We start from the raw sequence: 21,427 nt of genomic DNA on the forward strand, positions 1-21,427 counted from the left end.
AGTTTATGCAAGACTTATACCGATTTATTAAGAAAAAAGTGGGGTATCTCTTCTTAATCCTGCTTTCTATAAGCTTGTGGAGTTACATGATATTTTTCCTTGAAGCATTTGCTAAAATATTTTGGAATGCTAAATCCTGTTCGGTCTGATATCTCTGATATATTTAATTCAGGATTGTTCTTTAACAGATATGCAGCGCGTTTCAATCGGATAGTCATGATAAGGTCACCGGGTGTTTGTCCTGTTATCGCTTTTAGTTTAGTAAATAGTTTGGTTCGGGCAATGCCCATTTGAGTAACGAGTTGGTCTACACTAAAATTTACATTATCAATTTCGTTTTCAATAATTTCTGTGACTTTATCTATGAATTTTTTATCCAGCATATTATTAGTCAGAATTTGAATATTTACTTGCGGTTGTTTGCTGAATTTTTCTTGCAACATAATCCGATTATTAACGAGGTTATTGCATCTTGATAATAAAATGTTGATATTGAATGGTTTGGTGATATAGTCGTCTGCTCCCATTTTTAAACCTTCCAGATTGTGTTCAATGGCTGTTTTGGCGGTTAACAGAACAACAGGAATGTGACAGGTATCGAAATTTTGTTTGATGGCCAGACAAAGCTGAGTTCCGGACATTTCAGGCATAATGATGTCACTGATAACGATATGAGGCATTTCCGAACATGTTTTTTCCAACCCTTCTTTACCGTTAATAGCAGTAATGACTCTATAAAGTGGTTTAAAAATAGTAACTAACATTTCCCTAAGTGAGTCATTGTCTTCTACGATTAGTATTTTATGTTTTTTTTCTTTTGATATGCTCTCGTTATCTATGGTTTCCTGCTCCTGTACAGGACATTCTTGAGCGACTAAATTCAGATTGGGGAGTTCGTCCGAATAAGAAATGTGGGAACTTTCACAGAGCTGCTCGTTTGTGAAATGTTCTTTTCCTGTCATTAGATGGATACGGAAAGTTGTCCCTTCTCCAAGCTCACTGGACACATCAATACTTCCATGATGCAATTCGATGATTCCCTTGGTGAGAGCCAGACCAATACCTGTACCGGTGTGTGGTAGAGAATCTACATCTGCTTGATAGAAACGATTGAAAATCTTATCAATATCTTTTTTAGCAATGCCTGAACCGTTGTCCGTTATTTCAATGAGTACTTCCTGATTTCGTTTCCTGACCGCGATAGATATTGTTCCCCCTGCTTGGGTATATTTGAATGCATTGGAAATAACATTATTGATGGCTTTTTGCATTTGTCTGGCATCAAACCATACCCTGATATTGTCACTGCTTTTTTCAAAATTAAAAGTGATTTGGCGTTGTGCCGCATATTCCTGAAAGAGCAGATAGTGTTCATATATAAAATGAACTATATTGTGTTCGCTGACCTTGATGGTCATATATCCCTGTTCTTGTTTCTGAAAATCCAGTAATTCGGTTATAAGTTCTCTTAATTGCAGACAACTTTTGTATACTCCCAAAATTTTATTGTATATATTAGGGTTAAAAGAACGTACTTGTAGCAACATTTCCACTTGCCCGATAATAAGTGTTAACGGTGTTCGGAATTCGTGGGATATGTTGGTGAAAAAATGCAGTTTTGCCTGATTTAGTTGTTCGATATCTTCGATATGTCTTTTTTCGTATTTAAGAGATTCTTGTAATTTTAGACGACGATGATATGCATGTATGATGTAATATGTAAGTATGATAATACTTATGATGTATGCCAGATAGGCCCATATCGTACGATAAAAAGGAGGTAATATTTCTATTTGCAATCGACTTGGTGGAACCAATTTTTCGTTTACGTTTTCTGCTTTTACAATTAACGTATAATTGCCGGGAGCAAGATTGGTATATGTAATGGTGTTTTGCTCCAATACATTCCATGTGTCGGAGAAACCTTCCAGTTGATAAATAATTTTATTTTTGTGGAAAGGTATGTAATCCGTAGTTGTATATTCGATGTTGAAAACGTTTTGAGTAGATTTCAGAGTTATTTTGGGGGTATATGTAATATTCTGGGGTAATATTCCACTTTGATCTCCTGTATGGATATTTTCTCCGTTCACTGTCAGACGATATGGATATATGCGATAAGATCGTGGCGTCTGTTCCAGGTCTTTTTCTTGGAAAGAAATCATTCCGGTGGTTCCACCGATAAATATTTCTCCTTTCCGGCTTTTATAGAGCGCATTTTCACTTATGCAGCTTAAGGGAAGATCATCATAGTTCCTGAATTTTTTTTGTCGATAATCCAGTATTGAGAATCCTTTATCTGTTGTCACTAACAATTTTTCAGGTGACAGTTCGCAAATATTATATATTACATTGCTGGCAAGCCCGTTTTTGCGTTTATCGAAGTTGATAAAATCATCAGTCTCTTTTCTGTACAAATCTAATCCATTCTCGTTTGTACAAAACCAGAGCCTTTTTTGACTATCCTCGTAAATGGAATTGATGCTGTTGCTGCTGAGGCTGTTGTTATTGCCGTTCTTATGTCTGTAAATGGAGAATTTCTGACTGTCAAAATGATAAGCACACGCTCCGCTGTTATTGTTGGCTATCCATAATGTACCTTCGTGGTCTAAAGTCAGCCCTATAGTGGATATCGTATTATAAAGTGCATTCTTGTCTTGAAATAATAATCTGCATTTTCCTGTTTGTGGATCGAATAATGTGACTCCATTTGCTGTGGCCAGTATCAACTGTTTCTGATAAGGAATAATATCTTCCACGAGATTGGAGGGGAGAGAACTGCTATCTTCTTTTTTATTTTTATATTGAGTGAAATGTCCGGTCTTCATATCCAGTCTGTTTAGCCCTTTTAGATGTATGCCAAGCCATAATACATGCTGCAGAGAATCATAGTAGATAGCCCTTACATTATCGTGTGGCAGATTACCGGAAACATCTTTGCTTAGATAACGTTTGTAAGTTTGGGTAGCAGGATTATATTTATTGATTCCTCCCCGTTCGGTACATATCCATAAGTTTCCTTCGCCATCCTCCAGCATACGTCCGATAATGGGAGAACTTAATCCTTCCCCCTCTTTGGAAGAAGTCTGATATTCGCGATAAATTTGTTTTTGCGGATTGAAATAATTAATACCACCGGAATAGGTTCCTATCCAGATGGTCCCTTGTTTGTCACAGTATAACCCCCAGATGGAGGAATGGCTTAAACTTTTGTTATGTTCCTGCTTAAAATATCTGGTGAATTTTCCGGTATTTTTGTTATATTTGTTTAACCCGTTAAAAGTTCCTATCCAAATGTTTCCTTCTGTGTCTTCGCAACACCTGTGAGTAAAATTGGAACTGATTGTTGTCGGATCTTCCTCTTTGCACTGAAACCTGCTGATTTGTTCGCCTTGAATGCGGTATACACCATGACCGGAACTTGCAGTTATCCAATATTCTCCATTACTATCTCTGAAAATATCAGAAATATTTCCTGTGGTAATAGGATGGGTTAATTCTTTTTGGGGAGTTAGTATATATACTCCCCGGTCACTTCCGATGAGTATGGAATCGTTATGTATATATAGTTTTCTGATATATCCTTCGTTATCCGGAATTGTATAGAAAGGCTCCAGTTTGTTTCCGTTGTATTTGAAGATTTGTTTGGATGTGGCAGCATATAAATGACCAGAGAAGAACTGAGCGCTCATATTATTTCTGGTTATAGTACTAAATAAGTCTTTTTTTATATCATAAACGGAGATGCCTCTGTTAGTCATAATAAAAACGTGTCCGTTTCGATCACCGGTAATATGATATATGTCATTGTATAAGATACTGTTGGAAATATCTTTTTCCTTTTGATAGATTTTAATTTTTTTCCCATTGTATACGCCGATTCCATTGCGAGTACCGAACCACATGAATTCACGTTCATCTTGATAAATAGAAGAAATGGAATTATTGGGCAGACCGTCGTCGGTGGTCAGGTGAAGAAATGATATATTTTGTGCTTTTCCTGATAATGTGCCTATTAGTAAGAAAAAAATAAGTATAATCCTGTTTTTCATATTTTCCAGATCTTAATATCTAAATTACAAATATATAGTTTTATACTAAATAAAGAGGATTTGCATATTCTCTTTTTTGTCGCTTATTGTACATTTTTTGTCGTGTATTGTACATCTCTGTTTCTTGCCGCATGATATATATTTAGTATCCTCTTTTTGTACATATATGATCCCTTCTTTGTGATTGGCTTGCGTATTTTTGTTTTCTCAAAGTAGAATGAATTGTTATGAAAAGTATTGTTTCAATTTGTATGGTCTTGTTTTTTTCTATTATGCATGCTTGTGAAAGGATGGGGAAAGATGATCTTTCAGAAAACGTTGAGTATGCAGCGGCACAATACGATTTGTTGATAGAAAAATTGGAGAAAAATGATAAGCTTTGGGCACCTCGTACGGTAGATTCTAAAGGAAATATAGTATATGCTCGTTATGCATGGGACTGGACTTTGGGCTTTTTCCCAGGAAGTCTTTGGTATTTGTATAATCTTACGGGAGATAAGAAATGGAAACTATTGGCGAAAAAGTATACAGAAGTTCTGAAAAAACAGCAATATATAACCTCTCATCATGATATCGGATTTATTATAGGATGTAGCTATTTAAATGGTATACGTATGGGGCAGGAGGCATACGATTCAATTGTCGTGCAAGCGGCCAGGTCTCTTTCCACTCGGTTTCGGTCTGGAGCCGGAGTGATCCAATCATGGAATACCTCTACAGGGTGGCAGTCACAAAGAGGTTGGGAGTGTCCTGTTATCATTGATAATATGATGAATTTGGAAATTCTTTTTGAGGCAACTTCCCTTTCAGGTGATTCTACCTTTTATAATATGGCGGTTTCACATGCAGATGTGACTTTAAAGAATCATTTTCGTATGGATGGAAGTTCTTATCATGTCGTTGATTATGATATGAGAACAGGTAAGGTGAGAAGCCGTTGCACTGCTCAGGGATATTCCGACGAATCAGCCTGGGCGCGTGGACAAGCCTGGGCTATCTATGGATACACAATGTGCTACAGATATACACGGCGGTTAAAATATCTTGAACAGGCGGAAACTGTTTATGAATTCATTTGTACGCATCCTAATTTTCCAGAAGATTTAGTTCCCTATTGGGATTTTGACTCAGTAAATATACCTCATGAATTAAGAGATGCTTCTTCTGCTGCCATTATGGCTGCTGCTTTGTATGAATTGAGCATGTATTCAAATAAGGCGGAATATAAAAAGACAGCGGATAGAATAATGCATTCTTTATCATCATCAGATTATCGGGGTAAAATTGGCGAGAACCACAATTTTTTATTGATGCATTCTGTAGGGAGTTATCCGCACGGAAACGAAATTGATGTTCCCTTGAATTATGCAGACTATTATTTTTTAGAAGCGTTGAAACGAAAAAGGGATTGTGACATAAAAGTTAAAGGTAAATCGGCCTATAAATAGCATTGTAATGGTGTTTATTGTACTAAAAAGGTAGTTTTTTGTACAAGGGTAAGATGGAGAATAGATGAGTATGATTCTCGTACTTCTTATGTACATTTTTGTGTTTTTGATTTCCCTGTTTCAAATTATATTCGCGGTATGAATAAACGGTTCTGCCAAGTTCTGTTTTTCAGTTTGATGGATTTTAATTATTATAATAACTTAAATTTAAATGCAATGAAAGACTTTTTCACTCCAATGAAGATACCCCAAAAATGGGTATGTCTGCTAGCAATGTCTTTTGTGTTTGGACAACAGGTATTTTCTTCAGAGAAGTATGTGTCGGGAAGTACGGTTGTTGAAACGGGCATTACGCAACAGAGAAGTAAGACAGTGGTTGGTACGGTAACTGATAAGGGTGAGCCTATAATAGGTGCCAGCGTCGTGGTGAAGGATGCCGGTAAAGGCGTGATAACAGATATGAACGGGAATTTTAAACTGGATGTTCCTGTTGGTGCGACAATTGTCATATCTTATGTCGGATATAATAATAAAGAGATTGTTTATAAAGGTGAGTCTACTTTGAAGGTAGAATTGTCTGAAGATGTTTTGCAGTTGCAGGAAGTACAAGTGGTAGCTTATGGCGTTACGAAGAAAGTGACTGTGACGGGCGCTATCTCATCTGTGGGTACAGAAGAAATTCTTAAATCACCGGTCTCAAGTATTTCCAACGCATTGACCGGTAAATTGCCGGGGTTGTCCACCGTGCAGCAAACCGGACAGCCGGGGGCGGATGATGCAACAATGTATATTCGTGGTGTCGGTTCGTTGACAGAAGGATTATCCTCACCACTTGTTTTGGTAGATGGAGTAGAACGTTCGTTCAATCAACTTGATCCTAATGAGATTGAAGATATTTCTATTTTGAAGGATGCTTCGTCAACGGCTGTATTTGGTGTCCGTGGTGCTAATGGTGTTATTTTGGTAACAACGAAAAGGGGACAAGAAGGGAAACCTAAAATAAATGTCTCTACTTCTTATTCATTACAAATGCCGACCCGTATGCCGGAATTTGCCAATAGTTATGAGTATGCAAGTACATATGTCAATGCCCAGCGTCGGGATGGAATAGAGAGTGGTTTTGCTTTTACGGATGAAGCGATTGAGGCTTACCGGACGCACAGCAATCCTTTGGCTTATCCGGACACAGATTGGGTGGATATGTTAATAAAGAATGTAGCGTTGCAGACGCAACATAATTTTTCTATTTCCGGTGGAACAAAAGGAGTCCGTTATTTTGCTTCCTTGGGTGTATTGACACAAGATGGTTTATTTAAATCGTTTGAGAAAGAGTATGATGGTAACTTTAAATATAACCGTTACAACTATCGTATAAATCTGGATTTGGATTTGACGAAGACCACATTGATGCGTATGAATTTAGGTGGACGTGTTAATGATAAGCGTACACCGAATTATGAAGGTAGCAGTGATATCGGATTATTGTTCCGTGATATTTATTGGGCTATTCCTATGTCGGGAGTAGGTGTTATGGATGGAAAATGGATATGGCCTGATACTAAGGAATTCAGTCTGCCGGGTGCTGTAAGAGATGGACTTTATCCATATTATGGAAAAGGATATAATACTTCAGCAGGGAATGTATTGAATTTTGATTTTATGTTGGAGCAGAAATTGAATTTCATCACTAAAGGTTTGAAAGCGCATGTGAAAGCATCTTATAATAGTGGCGTGACTTTGAAAAAGTTGCGTAAAACGTCTTATCCTCATTATGAGACGATACTAAATGAAGATAGTACAGTGAATTTGCGCAAAGTAGGAGATCAGACTAATCTTCAGTATTCGGAGAGTACGAGTCGGAGCAGAGACTGGTATATGGAGGTTGCTATGAATTATAAACGTGATTTTGGTGATCATCATGTTTCAGCTTTGGCCATGTACAACCAGACAATGAAATATTATCCGGATAGCGATCCAGAAGAATTTAAATCTATCCCCCGAAGTTATATCGGTTTGGTAGGACGTGCTACTTATGATTGGAAAACCCGTTATATGGTTGAAATGAACGTGGGATATAATGGCTCTGAGAATTTTGCACCTGGCAAGCGGTTCGGCTTTTTTCCTGCGGCATCAGCTGGTTGGGTGCTGACAGAGGAAAACTTTATGCAGCCTTTAAAGCCATGGTTGAGCTATTTAAAATTTCGCGTTTCTTACGGTATAGTGGGTAATGATCGTGTGAGCGGTAACTACCGCTTCCTCTATCTGCCAGATTCTTACGATCCGTCGACTGGGAGTTATTACTTTGGAAACTCCATATCTACAGCGTGGAAGGGGGCAATGGAAAGTAAAATTGGTAATCCGAGCGTAACTTGGGAAACAGCTGCCAAGCAGAACTATGGGGTGGATGCTTATTTCATTAACAGTAAGCTGAAAGTTAATTTTGATTATTTTATAGAACGTCGTAAGGACATTCTTACGAATCGTAAGGTTCTGCCAACTTATTTAGCTGCAAATTTACCTATTGCCAATATTGGAAAAGTTGACAATAAAGGATATGAACTAAGTGTAAACTGGCGGGACAGAATTCATGATTTTAGATACCATATAGGGTTCAATCTGGCCTATGCTAAAAACAAAATTGTTTTTCAAGATGAAGTTCCCTATCCTTATGATTATATGAGAAAGACCGGCAAGCCGGTTGGGCAACAAATGGGGTATAAATACGATGGATTCTTTTCAGAAGAGGATGTGGCAAAGTATGAGACTGAACGTGGTAAGTCTATACCGGATCATGGAACAGGATATACTCCTAAACCTGGTGATGTGAAATATAAGGATTTAAATGAGGATCATAAAATAGATCAGTATGATGTTGCTGCTATCGGTTATCCTGTCTATCCCCTTCTTACAGGAGGAGTTAATTTGGGATTCTCCTATAAAGGATTCGATTTCAGTATGACATGGTCCGGTGCAACAAAAGTTTCCCGTTTATTGGGTGATATTTTCCGTGAACCGTTTGGGGCTACAGATTCCCGTTCATTAATGAAATATATGATAGATGACATGTGGACCCCGGAAAGAGGAAATTCGGCTAAAGCACCTGCCATTTCGTTTACGAATAAAGTAAATAATTACAGAGATTCGGATTTATGGTTACGTGACGCTTCTTACTTGCGTCTGAAAAATGTAGAGATAGGATATAGTTTCCCTAAAAAGATATTGAACAAAATCAATATAGGAAGTCTGAGAGTTTTTGCAACAGGTTATAACTTGTTGACACTTGATAAATTGAAAATCGTGGATCCGGAATCTCGTCCCAACGGTAATGCAATGTACCCGGTGGTAATGGTCGTAAATATGGGCTTGAAAGTAGGATTTTAATTTATTAAAATAGAATTAGTTATGAAAAAGATAAGAAAATACATTCATCTGTTGCTGCTTGCTTTTGTCTTTTTTACATCATGTGAGGATTTTGCTTTAGGGGAGAAGTTTCTTCAAAAGCCTCCTAGCGGGGATGTAACGATTGATACTATTTTCTCGACGGCAGAGTATGCTCGGAGAGTATTATGGTATGCCTATTCAAAATTGCCTTATGGCTTTAGTACTGGCTATAATAATTCGACTTCGATGCGTGTGGGCTCAATAGAATCATTAACGGATTTGGCACAATCATACGTTGGTTATGCAGGAGCGGACAAGTTGTATTATTCAGGGCTTTATAACGCCGGCAGTGAAGACGCGTCAGGTGGAGAGGCTCATGCGACTAAATATAATATGTATGCACGTGATCCATGGAAAGGAATTCGTCATGCATGGGTCTTTATTAATAATGTAGACCGGGTACCGGATATGACGGCAGAAGAAAAGGCGCGCTTGAAGGCAGAGGCTAAAATTACCATTGCTGTGCAGTATTCGGAAATGTTACGCCATTATGGAGCATTGCCTATTGTTGACCATGCTATTATGCCGGAAGAAATAGGGTTGCCGGAGCGTGCAACTTTGCAACAGACCGTGGATTTCATTATCCGGTTGTTGGATGAGGCTATTGCGTGCAAAGAATTGCCTTGGGCTTTGCCGGAAGATGATTTGAGTAATGAGAGTGGACGTATGACAGGAGCGGCTGCCATGGGATTAAAGTTAAGAGTACTGTTATTCGTTGCCAGTCCGTTGTTTAATTCTGATAAGCCCTATTTTCCTGGGGAAGCTTCTGATAAATTCATGACTTGGTTCGGTGGTTATAGTGAGCAACGTTGGAAAGATGCGGCAAAAGCGGGAGAAGATTTCTTTAAATCTTTGAAACAACAAGGTTTTTATGAATTGGTACACAAAGAAACGGCAACTAAAAATACGGTTCGGCAGGCATTTCAGGATGCATATTATACAAGAGGTACTACAGAGAGTCTGATTTCCGTGCGTAGGCATTTCAGAACAAATAATATTAGTACATTGCTACAAAGTCTTCGTTGGGGTGCATGGTGTCCGACAAAAGAATGTTTTGACCTGTTCCCAATGGCAAATGGTGATGATTTTGATTGGGATAATCCTGTTCACAGGCAAAATCCTTTCATTAATCGTGATCCTCGTTTGTGTGAAACAATCTTGTTGGATGGTGATGATTTTCAAGGTAGAAAGGCTAAAGTGTATAAAGAAGATCCTCATGATAAAGTCAATTATCCTAAAGGAGCGGATTGGAATAAGAACAATTTGGATAGCAAAAGTTTGTCAACAGGGATTGCCGGTCGTAAATTTGCTCTTGACCGGAAAGGGGAGTATAATAACCGTGTAATTCATTGGCCTTATTTACGTTTGGCCGAAGTATATCTTGCTTATGCAGAGGCTTTGAATGAATGTGGTCGTACCACTGAAGCATATCAGTATATCAATGCTGTTAGGGAACGCGTTGGTTTGCCGGGGTTGGTATTGAAAGGAGAGCAGGATGAAAAAACGGAATTTCGTGAGGCAGTGCTTCGGGAACGTGCTTGTGAATTTGTATGGGAAGAAAACCGCTTCTTTGATTTAATACGTTGGAAACGTGAAACAGATTTTACAAAACATTTGCATGGAATCAATGTGTATCGTCATAAAACTACCGGAAAATATAAATTTGATTTTCCGCAGTTGCCGGAAAGAGCATGGCAAAAGCCTGGAGGATTTTCTGCCAAATGGTATCTGAGTGCATTTCCGGATAAGGAAGTGAATAAGGAATATGGATTAGTGCAAAATCCGGGGTGGTGATAATGAAAATCATTCTAAGAATTAAAGAAAAAAAGAATACTATGAATAAAGCTATAAAATTAGTAATGATAGGTTTGCTGGTGTCGGCAAATATGCTGGCACAAGCAACAGACAGCATACAGCAGTATGGCCGGAGTATTACGGTTGACTGGAAAGAATCCACTACTGCAGGAGGAATGGTGACAGCAGGGCAATTATCTCATAAAACGAGCATTAATCCTTCTAATTCATTGTTTGGTTCTGTGTCGGGACTATATGTGTTGCAGAATGCCGGAAGTTCCTGGGCAGATGGTGCTACTATGTATATACGTGGTTTGGGGACCACCAATAGTAAAAGTCCGTTGATATTGATTGATGGCTTTGTGCGTTCCATATCAGACTTGACTGTACAGGAAATAGAATCAGTGTCTGTTTTGAAAGACGCCGCTGCTTTAGCACTGTATGGGATACGAGGAGCTAACGGGGTGGTTTATGTTACCACGAAACGTGGAAAGGTTGGCAAACCGGTCATTAATTTCAATTATGAGTTTAATATGGGGACTCCTGTCCGTTTGCCGGAGATGGTAGATGGATATACTTATGCTCAAGCTTTGAATGAAGGTCTGAAAAACGATCAACTCACTCCCCGTTACATCCAGCGTGAACTGGACGCGTTTAGAGATCGCACTTATCCGGATTTTTATCCGGACGTAGATTGGTGGGGAGAGGCTTTGCGGAATCATAGTTTGGGTCATAATACGAACTTCTCTATTCAAGGAGGCGGTGACAAAGTGCAATATTATGCACAGTTGAATTATTTGAATGATCAGGGAATTCTGAGGCCGACCAATGATAATGAAGATTACTCCACGCAGTTTAAATTCTCAAAGTTGAATATACGGACTAATCTTGATATACAGGCTACTAAGACAACGAAGGTACAGCTAAGTATGTTAGGTAACTTTTCGGAACACAATCGTCCCGGTGCACAGATAGATGATATTTTCACAGCTTTGTATCAGGTCCCTTCAGGAGCGTTTCCTGTTAAAACAAAGAACGATGTATGGGGAGGTTCTACTATTTATTCCAACAATCCAATTGCTCTTATTTCGGGTAAGGGATATGCGCGTTCACAAAATCGTGCTTTGCATGCCGATATGAATATTCAGCAGGATTTGAGTGCTCTTGCTTCCGGACTATTTGTTTCTGTTCGGGTGGGACTTGACAGCGATGCCAGTTACTGGGATTCCAATACTCGTGATTTTGCTTACGAATCTTTAGTGAAAGGATGGGATGGAGAAGAAGACCAATATAAAAAATTGCGTAATGAATCTTCCTTGAATTTTAGTAGCAGTACGGGAGAAATTGTTCGCCGCTTTAACTTTAATGCCCAATTGAATTATGATAGAAATTGGGGAGTACATCGGCTGAATACTGTTTTACTTTATGCCATGGATCGTATGGACCGTGATGGACAGAATGCATCTCGGGCCTATATGGATGTGGTTGGGCAGGCACATTATAGTTATAAGAACCGTTATTTGCTTGATTTTGCTTTATCCGGTTCGGCGTCCAGTGTTTTAGAACCGAATCACCGTTGGGGGATGTTTCCGTCAATAGGACTTGGTTGGATTCTTTCGGAAGAAAGTTGGATGAAAGGAAAATCGGTTGATTTCTTAAAATTAAGAGCGTCTTATGGTATAGCCGGAAGGGCGGATTTTGGTATAAATCTGTATAAGTATTATATGGGAAGTGGTAACAGTTATTATTTCAAAGATACTCCGGCCAGCCAAAGTGGCATGACTGAGAAGCAGATTGCTGTGGACGGACTTACTTATGAAAAGTCGCATAAGTTGAATGTTGGCTTGGATTTCATGGCGTGGAAAAAGTTTTCATTAACTATTGATGGATATTATGATCATCGGACAGATATTCTGGTTGATGGTGGTAATGCGATTTCTTCTGTATTCGGAATGACTGTTCCCAAGCGTAATGATGGTATTGTCAATAGTTATGGAGTGGAATTAATGGCAGGGTGGAATGACCGGATAGGTGAGTTCAGTTATCAGATAGGCGGACAATTCTCGTTCAATCGGAGTAAAATTATCAATATGAATGAGGAATACCGTCCGTATGATTATCTGGAACGTACAGGGCATCGTGTCGGTCAACTATTTGGTTATGAAGTAGAGGGAATCTATAAGAATCAGGAAGAAATAGATCAACGTGAGGTAAAACAGTATTTATCAGAGGTACACTCCGGTGATTTAAAACTCAAAGATCAGAATGGCGATAAACGGATTGATCAATATGATCAAGTTGCTATGGGATATAATGCTATATGTCCGGAGATTTATTATGGCTTTAATTTAGGTGCTGAATACAAAAGGTTGGGAATTTTGGCGCAATTTCAGGGAGTGGCCAATTATAGCCAGGTGTTAAATACACGGAGTGTATATCGCCCGTTGATTAATAACAATACAATTTCCAGGTATTATTGGGAAAATCGTTGGAGTGAAAATAATCCGAACGGAACCTTACCCAGACTAACCACATTGGGATCAGCCAATAATTATAATAATAACTCATTATGGGTGGCAGATGCTTCATTTTTGAAGTTACGGACATTAGAAGTTTATTATCGATTACCCGATAAATGGTTACGTAAGCAGAACGTTGTAAAATCCGTGAAGTTTTATGTTCGCGGACACGATCTGTTATGTTTGGACGGTATTGATATTGCTGATCCGGAGGCATTGGGAGCTACTCATCCTGCGATGAAACAATATACATTTGGTTTTAATTTACAATTCTAAATTGAAGAGACAATGATGAAAAAAATAAGGACTAAAAATATAATACTGCTTCTATCTTTATTGATGATGACAGGGTGTGATTTTATGGATTGCGACGAGTCTGATAACTTTACCAAACAAGAGGTGCTTGATAGCTATACTCGTGTGAAGCAATTGGTAACCAATGTATATGGCTTCTTAAAGGCAGACTTTTGTTCCATAGACGGAGCTATGCTGGATGCAGCTACGGATGATGCTGTTCATATTTACAACTCTTCTAATATCCAACGGTTTGTGGACGGTACATGGTCTGCCAATAATTTGGTGGATAATGTGTGGGCACATTATTACGAAGGAATTCGTGCTGCCAATTTCTATTTGAAAGAGACTGCCGGACTGACATTTGATGAATGGAAATATTCGGATGATTATGAGGATATAATGAAAGAGTTTACTAATTATCAATATGAAGTTCGTTTTCTTAGAGCTTATTTCTATTTTGAATTAATCAAACGTTATCGTAATATTCCTTTTGTCCTAAATGTTTTGTCGCAAGATGAAGCGAACGGAGTAAATTCTGAATCCTATGAAAAGATTGCTAAATTTATTGTGGATGAGTGTTCGGAACTTACTCATATCTTACCTGTAGATTATAATAATTTCAGTGCGAAAGAAAAAGGACGTGTTACGAGAGCAGCCGCTATGGCATTAAAGTCACGTGTTACTTTGTATATGGCTAGTCCCTTGTTTTCGGAGAATAGTGAGGACAAATGGAAGCTGGCTGCAGAAGCTGCTTATGATATTATAAAACAGAAAGATGATTTAGGCTTAGATTTAGTTCCTTATCCTCAGATATTTAATGATGAAAATAATAAAAAAGCAGAGGTTATATTGTATCGTCCGACAGGAGAGAGTGGGAGCTTTGAAAAAGCTAATTATCCTATTGGGGTCGAGGGTGGAAAGACATCTACTTGTCCGACACAAAACTTGATGGAAGCATATGATATGAAAGACGGTACTCCTTTTGTATGGGATGACCATCAGGCAAATCCGTATGATAATCGTGATCCTCGTATGAAATATACGATTGTTTGCAATGGAATGAAATGGCCTGTAGATCCTGTGGAAATATGGGAAGGAGGAGCAAACGGACTGCCACTGCAGAATGCCACCACGACAGGATATTATTTGAAAAAGTATGTAAATAATACGATTAGTTTCGAAGCTGGTAGCACTGTTACGAAAAAACAGCATAATTGGGTGTTATTCCGTTATGGTGAGATTTTGCTTAATTATGCAGAAGCTATGATTAATGCCTTTCATAACCCCAATTATAAAGATGCAGTTTATAATATGAGTGCACGTGAAGCGGTGAATCTGGTTCGTGGTCGTACGAATATTGCGTTGCCCGGACTTCCGTCGGATATTACAGAACAGGATTTCGTGAAACGCCTGAAGAATGAGCGTCGTGTTGAATTGGCTTTTGAAGGTCATCGTTTTTGGGATGTCCGTCGTTGGAAGGAACTGAAAGAGACGGCTAATATATATGGGGTAAAAATAACGAAGAATAATGAGACTATCAATTATGAGAAATTCCTGCTCGAAACTCGTGTGGTAACAGATAATATGTATTTTTATCCTATACCAAATACTGAACGTTTTAAAAATATGAATCTGGGACAGAATCCCGGGTGGTAATTATGAAACTATTGGAGTGTCTCTCCGATAGGAGAGAATGCTCCAATAGCATGTTTTTAACTATGGCGATGTGGAATCGGTATTACCTTAATTGAAAAAGGATAGAAGATTTGAGACTTTGTTGAAAAAAATTAAGAGAAAAGCCCACGAAGAGTAAGACTTTTCTCTTAATTTATAAAGAGTGACATTCACTGAATATCCCGAATTATTCAGCTACAGTTTCTGTTGCAGTGCTATCAGCATTCAAAGAATCTGCTGCTGCGGCTGCTGCTTGTTCTGCTTCAAGAGCTGCTGCTTCTACTGCTGCGATTGAGTCAGCAATACGGATAGAATCTGCAGTTGCTTTTGCTGCGTCAGCTGCTTTGTTACCACATGATGCGAATGATACTGCTACGATAGCTACGGCCATCAAAACTAATTTTTTCATTTTCTTTGCTTTTTAAAAACGTAATACAATCAATTGCTTTATTAAAACGGTGCAAAGGTATGCACTTTTTCAATAGGTTGTTCTCGAAATGCCAACTTTTTTTATATATTTTTTTCTAACTAACCCCTTTTTCTTCTCTTTTATATGTTTTAGAACATGCTAATCGACAGCAATACTGTTATATAAGTATCTTTTTATGCTTCTTTTAGGAGTTTTTTCAAATTCTGTTGGGTAAAGCTGGATTCTACTGATTTTTTCATAAGCGGCTACATTGCTGTTCAGGTTCTTAAGATTCTCATCCATGATTGTTTTCAGGCTATCGGGGTTGTTTAACCCGAGAGAATCCAATGCTTCATAATCGGCATAAACGAGTGCTACTAATTTTTTGTTGCGCTCGATAACGAGACTTTCAAGAATGAAAGGCAGGTTGTTCAGTTTTGTTTCCAACTCTTCAGGGAAAATATTCTGCCCGTTTGAACTTAAGATCATGGTCTTGAGTCGTCCCCGGATAAAAATATTCCCGTTGTTGTCCATGCTGCCGAGGTCACCGGTACGTAACCAACCGTCCTGAGTGAACACCTCCTGTGTTGCTTTTGGGTTTTTGTAATATCCCACCATCACGTTCTCTCCCCGAACCTGAATCTCTCCGGTTTCTGCTTCCGGATTTTCTTTATAGATACGTGCTTCCATTATATCCAGAACTTTTCCGGAAGAGCCTGCTATGAATTCATCCCAAGGAGCATAGCTGATCAGTGGTCCGCATTCCGTCATGCCGTAACCGATAGTAAAAGGGAATTTAATTTTATGGAAGAATTCTTCTACTTCTTTGTCCATAGCAGCCCCGCCGATAATGATTTCCTTAAACCGGCCTCCCAATGCATCCATTAGTCTTTTGCGTATCTGGTTGTATATCTGGGTATCGAGCAGAGGAATATTGAGTGCCCACTTCATTCCTTTTTTATTAATGAGCGGCTGGATGATATTCTTATATATCTTTTCGATTACTAGCGGGACAGTAATAATAAGGTTGGGTTTCACTTCCTCAAAAGCCTTCATTATGATTTTAGGAGAAGGAGTTTTTCCAAGCAAAGTGACATGAGTGCCGACAGCGGTTGCTGTCAGAAAGTCGAATGCACAGCCATATGCATGAGCAAGTGGGAGGAAAGAAAGCACTTTGTCTCCTTTTTTAAGAAGTTCGGTACGGATTCCGAAAGTGACATTGCCGGCAAGGTTGTTTCCCGTCAGCATCACTCCTTTGCTAAAACCGGTGGTCCCGGAAGTGTAGTTTAATAGCATCACCTTGTCATTAGATAAAGTGGTGTATTGAATATCTTCACGAGTAAATCCTTTCGGATACAAAGAATGCATTTCTTTATCGGTATTTTTCAGAAACTTCTGTATGGTTTCTCCGTCACGCTGATAAAGACACCGGAAATCAGTCAGTGAGAATACTCCCCGTAATCCTGCTAGTTTTTCCTCTTCCAGATTGTCCCAAATGCTGTCACTGGTGAACAAAAATACGGATTCAGAATGATTAACGATATGATGAACATCGTTAGGCGTGAAATCTTGGAGGATAGGGACAATAATTGCTCCGTACGTGATGGTTGCCATATAGGCGATGCACCAATGAGCGTTGTTTTTGCCGATAACTGAAATCTTATCCCCTCTGCGAAGACTACAATGTTTGAATAACAGATGTAAACGGGCGATTTTTTCAGCTACTTCCCCATAAGTATATTGGGTATTTTCTCCATAATCTGTATAACAAGGTAGATCCCAATTTTCACGAAAACTATTTTCGTATAGTTTAATGAAATTCTCTTTAATCATTGCACGCTTTTTAGTGAATTGTGCAAAAGTAGGAATAAACTTTCGTATCCAAAAGTGTTTTACTAATAATAATGTGTAACTTTGCAAAGTTAATGTGTTTATAACAGCTTATGATAGATACTACTGTATTTCAAAATAAGACAGCCGTTTATTATACTTTAGGCTGCAAATTAAATTTTTCAGAGACTTCAACTATCGGTAAAATTCTGCGTGAAGCAGGAGTTCGGACTGTGCGCAAAGGAGAGAAAGCGGATATCTGTGTGATAAATACCTGTTCGGTAACGGAGATGGCAGATAAGAAATGTCGGCAGGCTATTCATCGCCTGGTAAAACAGCATCCTGACGCTTTTGTGGTAGTGACCGGATGTTATGCGCAATTGAAGCCTGGTGACGTAGCAAAGATAGATGGAGTAGATATAGTGCTGGGAGCGGAACAGAAGGGAGAACTGCTTCAATATCTGGGCGACCTCCAAAAGCATGAAAAAGGAGAAGCCATCACTACTGCAACCAAAGATATCCGTTCATTCTCTCCTTCGTGTTCAAGGGGAGACCGTACCCGTTTCTTTTTGAAGGTACAGGATGGATGTGATTATTTTTGTTCTTATTGCACGATTCCTTTTGCCCGGGGACGAAGTCGTAACGGGACCATTGATTCCATGGTTAAGCAGGCCCGTCAGGCGGCGGCTGAAGGAGGAAAGGAAATTGTTTTGACCGGAGTGAATATCGGAGATTTTGGTAAAACAACTGGAGAGAGTTTCTTTGATCTGGTAAAAGCGTTGGATCAGGTAGATGGAATCGAACGCTATCGTATATCTTCTATAGAACCTAATTTGTTGACTGATGAGATCATTGAATTTGTAGCTCACTCCCGTAGTTTTATGCCCCATTTCCATATTCCTTTGCAGTCTGGTTGTGATGAGGTTTTAGAGTTAATGCGTCGTCGTTATGATACGGCTCTTTTTGCTTCGAAAGTAAAGAAGATAAAAGAGGTGATGCCAGATGCTTTTATCGGTGTGGATGTAATTGTGGGGACTCGTGGTGAAACGCCCGGATATTTTGAACAAACTTATCAGTTTCTTGAGGGGCTGGATGTGACACAGTTGCATGTGTTTAGTTATTCCGAACGTCCTGGAACGCAAGCCTTAAAAATTGAATATGTGGTTTCTCAGGAAGAGAAACATCAGCGTAGTCAACGTTTATTGACACTGTCGGATCAAAAAACGCAGACCTTTTATGCCCGTCATATTGGGCAGATAATGCCGGTTCTGATGGAAAAACCGAAGACGGGTGCTCCGATGCATGGATTTACGGAGAACTATATACGTATAGAGGTGGAAAGCAATGATTCATTGGATAATAGGGTGGTCAATGTATGTTTGGGAGATTTTAATGAAGAGATGACAGCACTTAGAGGTACAATTCTGATATAAGTATGGGAACAAAACTTATTTACTGGTTGGTATATAGTGGGATGTGGCTGTTTTCGGCACTTCCGTTCCGGGTTTTGTATATGTTCTCGGATTTGAATTATCTGCTGATGTATCATATTGGAAAATATCGTCGGAAAGTAGTTCGGGGAAACCTGTTGAGATCATTCCCGGAAAAAACTGATGCCGAGAGATTGCAGATAGAACGCAAATTCTATCGCTATCTGTCGGATTATATGCTTGAAGATTTGAAATTGTTGCATATGTCTGCCGAAGAGCTTTGTGTGAGAATGACTTATAAGAATACGGAACAATATCTGGAACTGACTGAAAAGTACGGAGGCATTATTGTGATGATTCCTCATTATGCCAATTATGAATGGTTGATTGGCATGGGTGCAATCATGAAACCCGGAGATGTTCCTGTGCAGGTTTATAAACCGTTGAGAGATCAATATCTGGATAAACTTTTTAAGCGTATCCGATCTCGTTTCGGAGGATATAATATTCCCAAACATTCTACTGCACGCGAAGTTATTAAGTTGAAGCGTGATGGGAAAAAAATGGTAGTCGGTCTGATTACCGACCAATGGCCCAGCGGATTTGATAGATATTGGACTACTTTTTTAGGGCAGGAGACTGCTTTTCTGAATGGTGCCGAGCGTATTGCTAAAATGATGAATTTCCCTATTTTCTATTGCGAACTGAGTAAGAGACGCAGAGGATATTGTGAAGCGGAATTCAAACTAATGACGGAGACGCCGAAAGAAACCAAGGAAGGAGAAATCACTGAAATGTTTGCTCACCGATTGGAGCTGACGATTCGTAGGGAACCGGCATATTGGTTGTGGTCTCATAAACGCTGGAAATTAACCAGAGAGGAAGCTGAACAACAGGAAGAATTGAACAAGAAGAAAGGACAGCAATGAAAGTTTCAGTTGTAATCTTGAATTGGAACGGGTGTGATATGCTCCGTACTTTTCTTCCGTCCGTTGTCCGCTATTCGAAAGGGGAGGGGATGGAGGTTTGTGTGGCTGATAATGGCTCTACGGACGGTTCTGTGACATTGCTTCAGCAGGAATTTCCTTCTGTCAAAACGATTGTGCTCGATCGGAATTATGGCTTTGCAGACGGATACAATTTGGTATTACAGCAGGTCGATGCGGAATATGTAGTGCTTTTGAATTCGGATGTCGAGGTGACGGAGCATTGGCTGGAACCAATGGTTGCTTATCTGGATGCTCACCCGGAGGTGGCTGCCTGTCAGCCGAAAATACGGAGCCGGCGACACAAAGCATATTTCGAATATGCTGGGGCAGCCGGTGGTTTTATAGATAGATACGGTTACCCTTTCTGTCGGGGGCGTATTATGGGCGTTGTGGAGAAGGATGAAGGTCAGTACGATACAGTGATTCCCGTTTTCTGGGCGACGGGGGCAGCCCTGTTTATCCGACGCGCTGATTATATGAATGCCGGAGGATTGGATGGACGTTTTTTTGCACACATGGAGGAAATAGATTTGTGCTGGCGACTCCGTTCACGAGGGCGTGAAATAGTCTGTGTGCCTCAAAGTGTTGTCTATCATGTGGGGGGAGCTACCCTTAAAAAAGAGAATCCTCATAAGACTTTCCTTAATTTCCGTAATAATCTTGTCATGCTTTATAAGAATCTTCCACAGGAGGAGTTAAATAAAGTGATGCGTATCCGGGCCTGTCTTGATTATGTGGCAGCGTTTCGTTTCTTGTTGCAGGGGCATTGGGGCAATGCTCGTGCTGTCATGCGTGCACGGAAAGAGTATCGACAGCTACGTCCTTCATTTTTTTGGTCTCGTGAAGAAAATAGGAGAAAAAAAACGTTGAATTCAATACCTGAACGAATAAAAAGTAGTATCTTGTGGCAGTTTTATGTGAGAGGATGCAAAAGATTCTCTCAATTGTCGGATTTAAAAGGATAGCAAATGGAAGCAAAGATTAGAAGAGGCATCGGGCTGGTAGCGCATGATGCGATGAAAAAAGATCTCATCGAATGGGTATTGTGGAACTCGGAACTGTTGATGGGAAATAAATTCTATTGTACAGGTACTACCGGTACTTTGATCCTGGAAGCATTGAAAGAGAAGCACCCTAATGAAGAATGGGATTTTACGATTTTAAAATCAGGTCCGTTGGGTGGTGACCAACAGATGGGATCACGTATTGTGGATGGACAGATTGACTATCTTTTTTTCTTCACTGACCCAATGACACTGCAACCGCATGATACGGATGTGAAGGCATTAACCCGCTTGGCTGGTGTAGAAAATATTGTTTTTTGTTGTAATCGTTCTACGGCGGATCATATTATTTCCAGTCCGTTATTTATGGATCCAGGTTACGAACGCATTCATCCGGACTATTCCGGCTATACAAAGCGGTTCCAAAATAAACCTGTGGTGACAGAGGCGGTAGAATCGGTAAATAGAAGGAAAAAGAAAAGAAAGTAAGCCGGATAGTTTCCGGCTGTGAAAATAACAGTAGATTTTGCTTAAAAAAGG

Annotated in this window: 12 protein-coding genes; 9 read left to right on the top strand and 3 right to left on the bottom strand. The window is 39.4% G+C overall.

Translation table 11 applies throughout. The features are described 5' to 3' along the window. Window positions 1–53 precede the first annotated feature (53 nt). Window positions 54–4,052, bottom strand: coding sequence for a two-component regulator propeller domain-containing protein (locus AB9N12_RS10675; protein ID WP_369892023.1), 3,999 nt, complete (start codon window positions 4,050–4,052; stop codon window positions 54–56). Window positions 4,053–4,279: 227 nt separating this feature from the next. On the opposite strand from AB9N12_RS10675, the gene AB9N12_RS10680 reads away from it, so the two are divergent. The 5 genes from AB9N12_RS10680 to AB9N12_RS10700 all read left to right on the top strand — a co-directional run bounded on the left by AB9N12_RS10680 (window position 4,280) and on the right by AB9N12_RS10700 (window position 15,207). Further along, a complete protein-coding gene (locus AB9N12_RS10680) occupies window positions 4,280–5,500 on the top strand; it encodes a glycoside hydrolase family 88 protein (RefSeq protein ID WP_369892024.1) in 1,221 nt (406 codons plus the stop codon). 216 nt (window positions 5,501–5,716) lie between these two features. Then, window positions 5,717–8,881: a SusC/RagA family TonB-linked outer membrane protein gene (locus AB9N12_RS10685; protein WP_369892026.1), complete on the top strand. Its 3,165-nt coding sequence runs from the start codon at window positions 5,717–5,719 to the stop codon at window positions 8,879–8,881. A 21-nt stretch (window positions 8,882–8,902) separates the two neighbouring features. Next, window positions 8,903–10,735 (top strand): RagB/SusD family nutrient uptake outer membrane protein, encoded by a 1,833-nt coding sequence (locus AB9N12_RS10690; RefSeq protein WP_369892028.1) that lies wholly within the window; start codon window positions 8,903–8,905, stop codon window positions 10,733–10,735. 41 nt (window positions 10,736–10,776) lie between these two features. After that, entirely contained in the window at window positions 10,777–13,530 is a 2,754-nt protein-coding gene (locus AB9N12_RS10695; protein WP_369892030.1) for a SusC/RagA family TonB-linked outer membrane protein, read from the top strand. A gap of 15 nt (window positions 13,531–13,545) precedes the next feature. Then, window positions 13,546–15,207, top strand: a complete 1,662-nt coding sequence (locus AB9N12_RS10700; protein ID WP_369892864.1) for a RagB/SusD family nutrient uptake outer membrane protein — start codon at window positions 13,546–13,548, stop codon at window positions 15,205–15,207. A gap of 205 nt (window positions 15,208–15,412) precedes the next feature. Here the strand turns inward: AB9N12_RS10700 and AB9N12_RS10705 are convergent, their stop codons facing one another. After that, entirely contained in the window at window positions 15,413–15,634 is a 222-nt protein-coding gene (locus tag AB9N12_RS10705) for a hypothetical protein (RefSeq protein ID WP_004306615.1), read from the bottom strand. A 159-nt stretch (window positions 15,635–15,793) separates the two neighbouring features. Further along, complete coding sequence (locus AB9N12_RS10710; RefSeq protein ID WP_369892032.1) at window positions 15,794–17,467, bottom strand: long-chain fatty acid--CoA ligase; 1,674 nt, start codon at window positions 17,465–17,467, stop codon at window positions 15,794–15,796. Window positions 17,468–17,577: 110 nt separating this feature from the next. Between AB9N12_RS10710 and mtaB the strand changes: the two genes are divergently transcribed. From mtaB to AB9N12_RS10730, 4 genes are read left to right on the top strand one after another with little or no spacing between them, the layout of a single operon-like run. Continuing rightward, a complete protein-coding gene (mtaB, locus tag AB9N12_RS10715; protein WP_369892034.1) occupies window positions 17,578–18,897 on the top strand; it encodes a tRNA (N(6)-L-threonylcarbamoyladenosine(37)-C(2))-methylthiotransferase MtaB in 1,320 nt (439 codons plus the stop codon). A gap of 2 nt (window positions 18,898–18,899) precedes the next feature. Beyond that, a complete protein-coding gene (locus AB9N12_RS10720; RefSeq protein WP_369892036.1) occupies window positions 18,900–19,823 on the top strand; it encodes a lysophospholipid acyltransferase family protein in 924 nt (307 codons plus the stop codon). Then, window positions 19,820–20,848, top strand: coding sequence for a glycosyltransferase family 2 protein (locus tag AB9N12_RS10725; protein ID WP_369892037.1), 1,029 nt, complete (start codon window positions 19,820–19,822; stop codon window positions 20,846–20,848). Before AB9N12_RS10720 ends, AB9N12_RS10725 begins: the two co-directional genes overlap by 4 nt. Window positions 20,849–20,851: 3 nt before the next feature. Beyond that, complete coding sequence (locus AB9N12_RS10730; RefSeq protein ID WP_369892038.1) at window positions 20,852–21,376, top strand: methylglyoxal synthase; 525 nt, start codon at window positions 20,852–20,854, stop codon at window positions 21,374–21,376. Window positions 21,377–21,427 lie beyond the last annotated feature (51 nt).

This window comes from Bacteroides sp. AN502(2024), assembly GCF_041227145.1.
Taxonomy (GTDB): Bacteria; Bacteroidota; Bacteroidia; order Bacteroidales; family Bacteroidaceae; genus Bacteroides.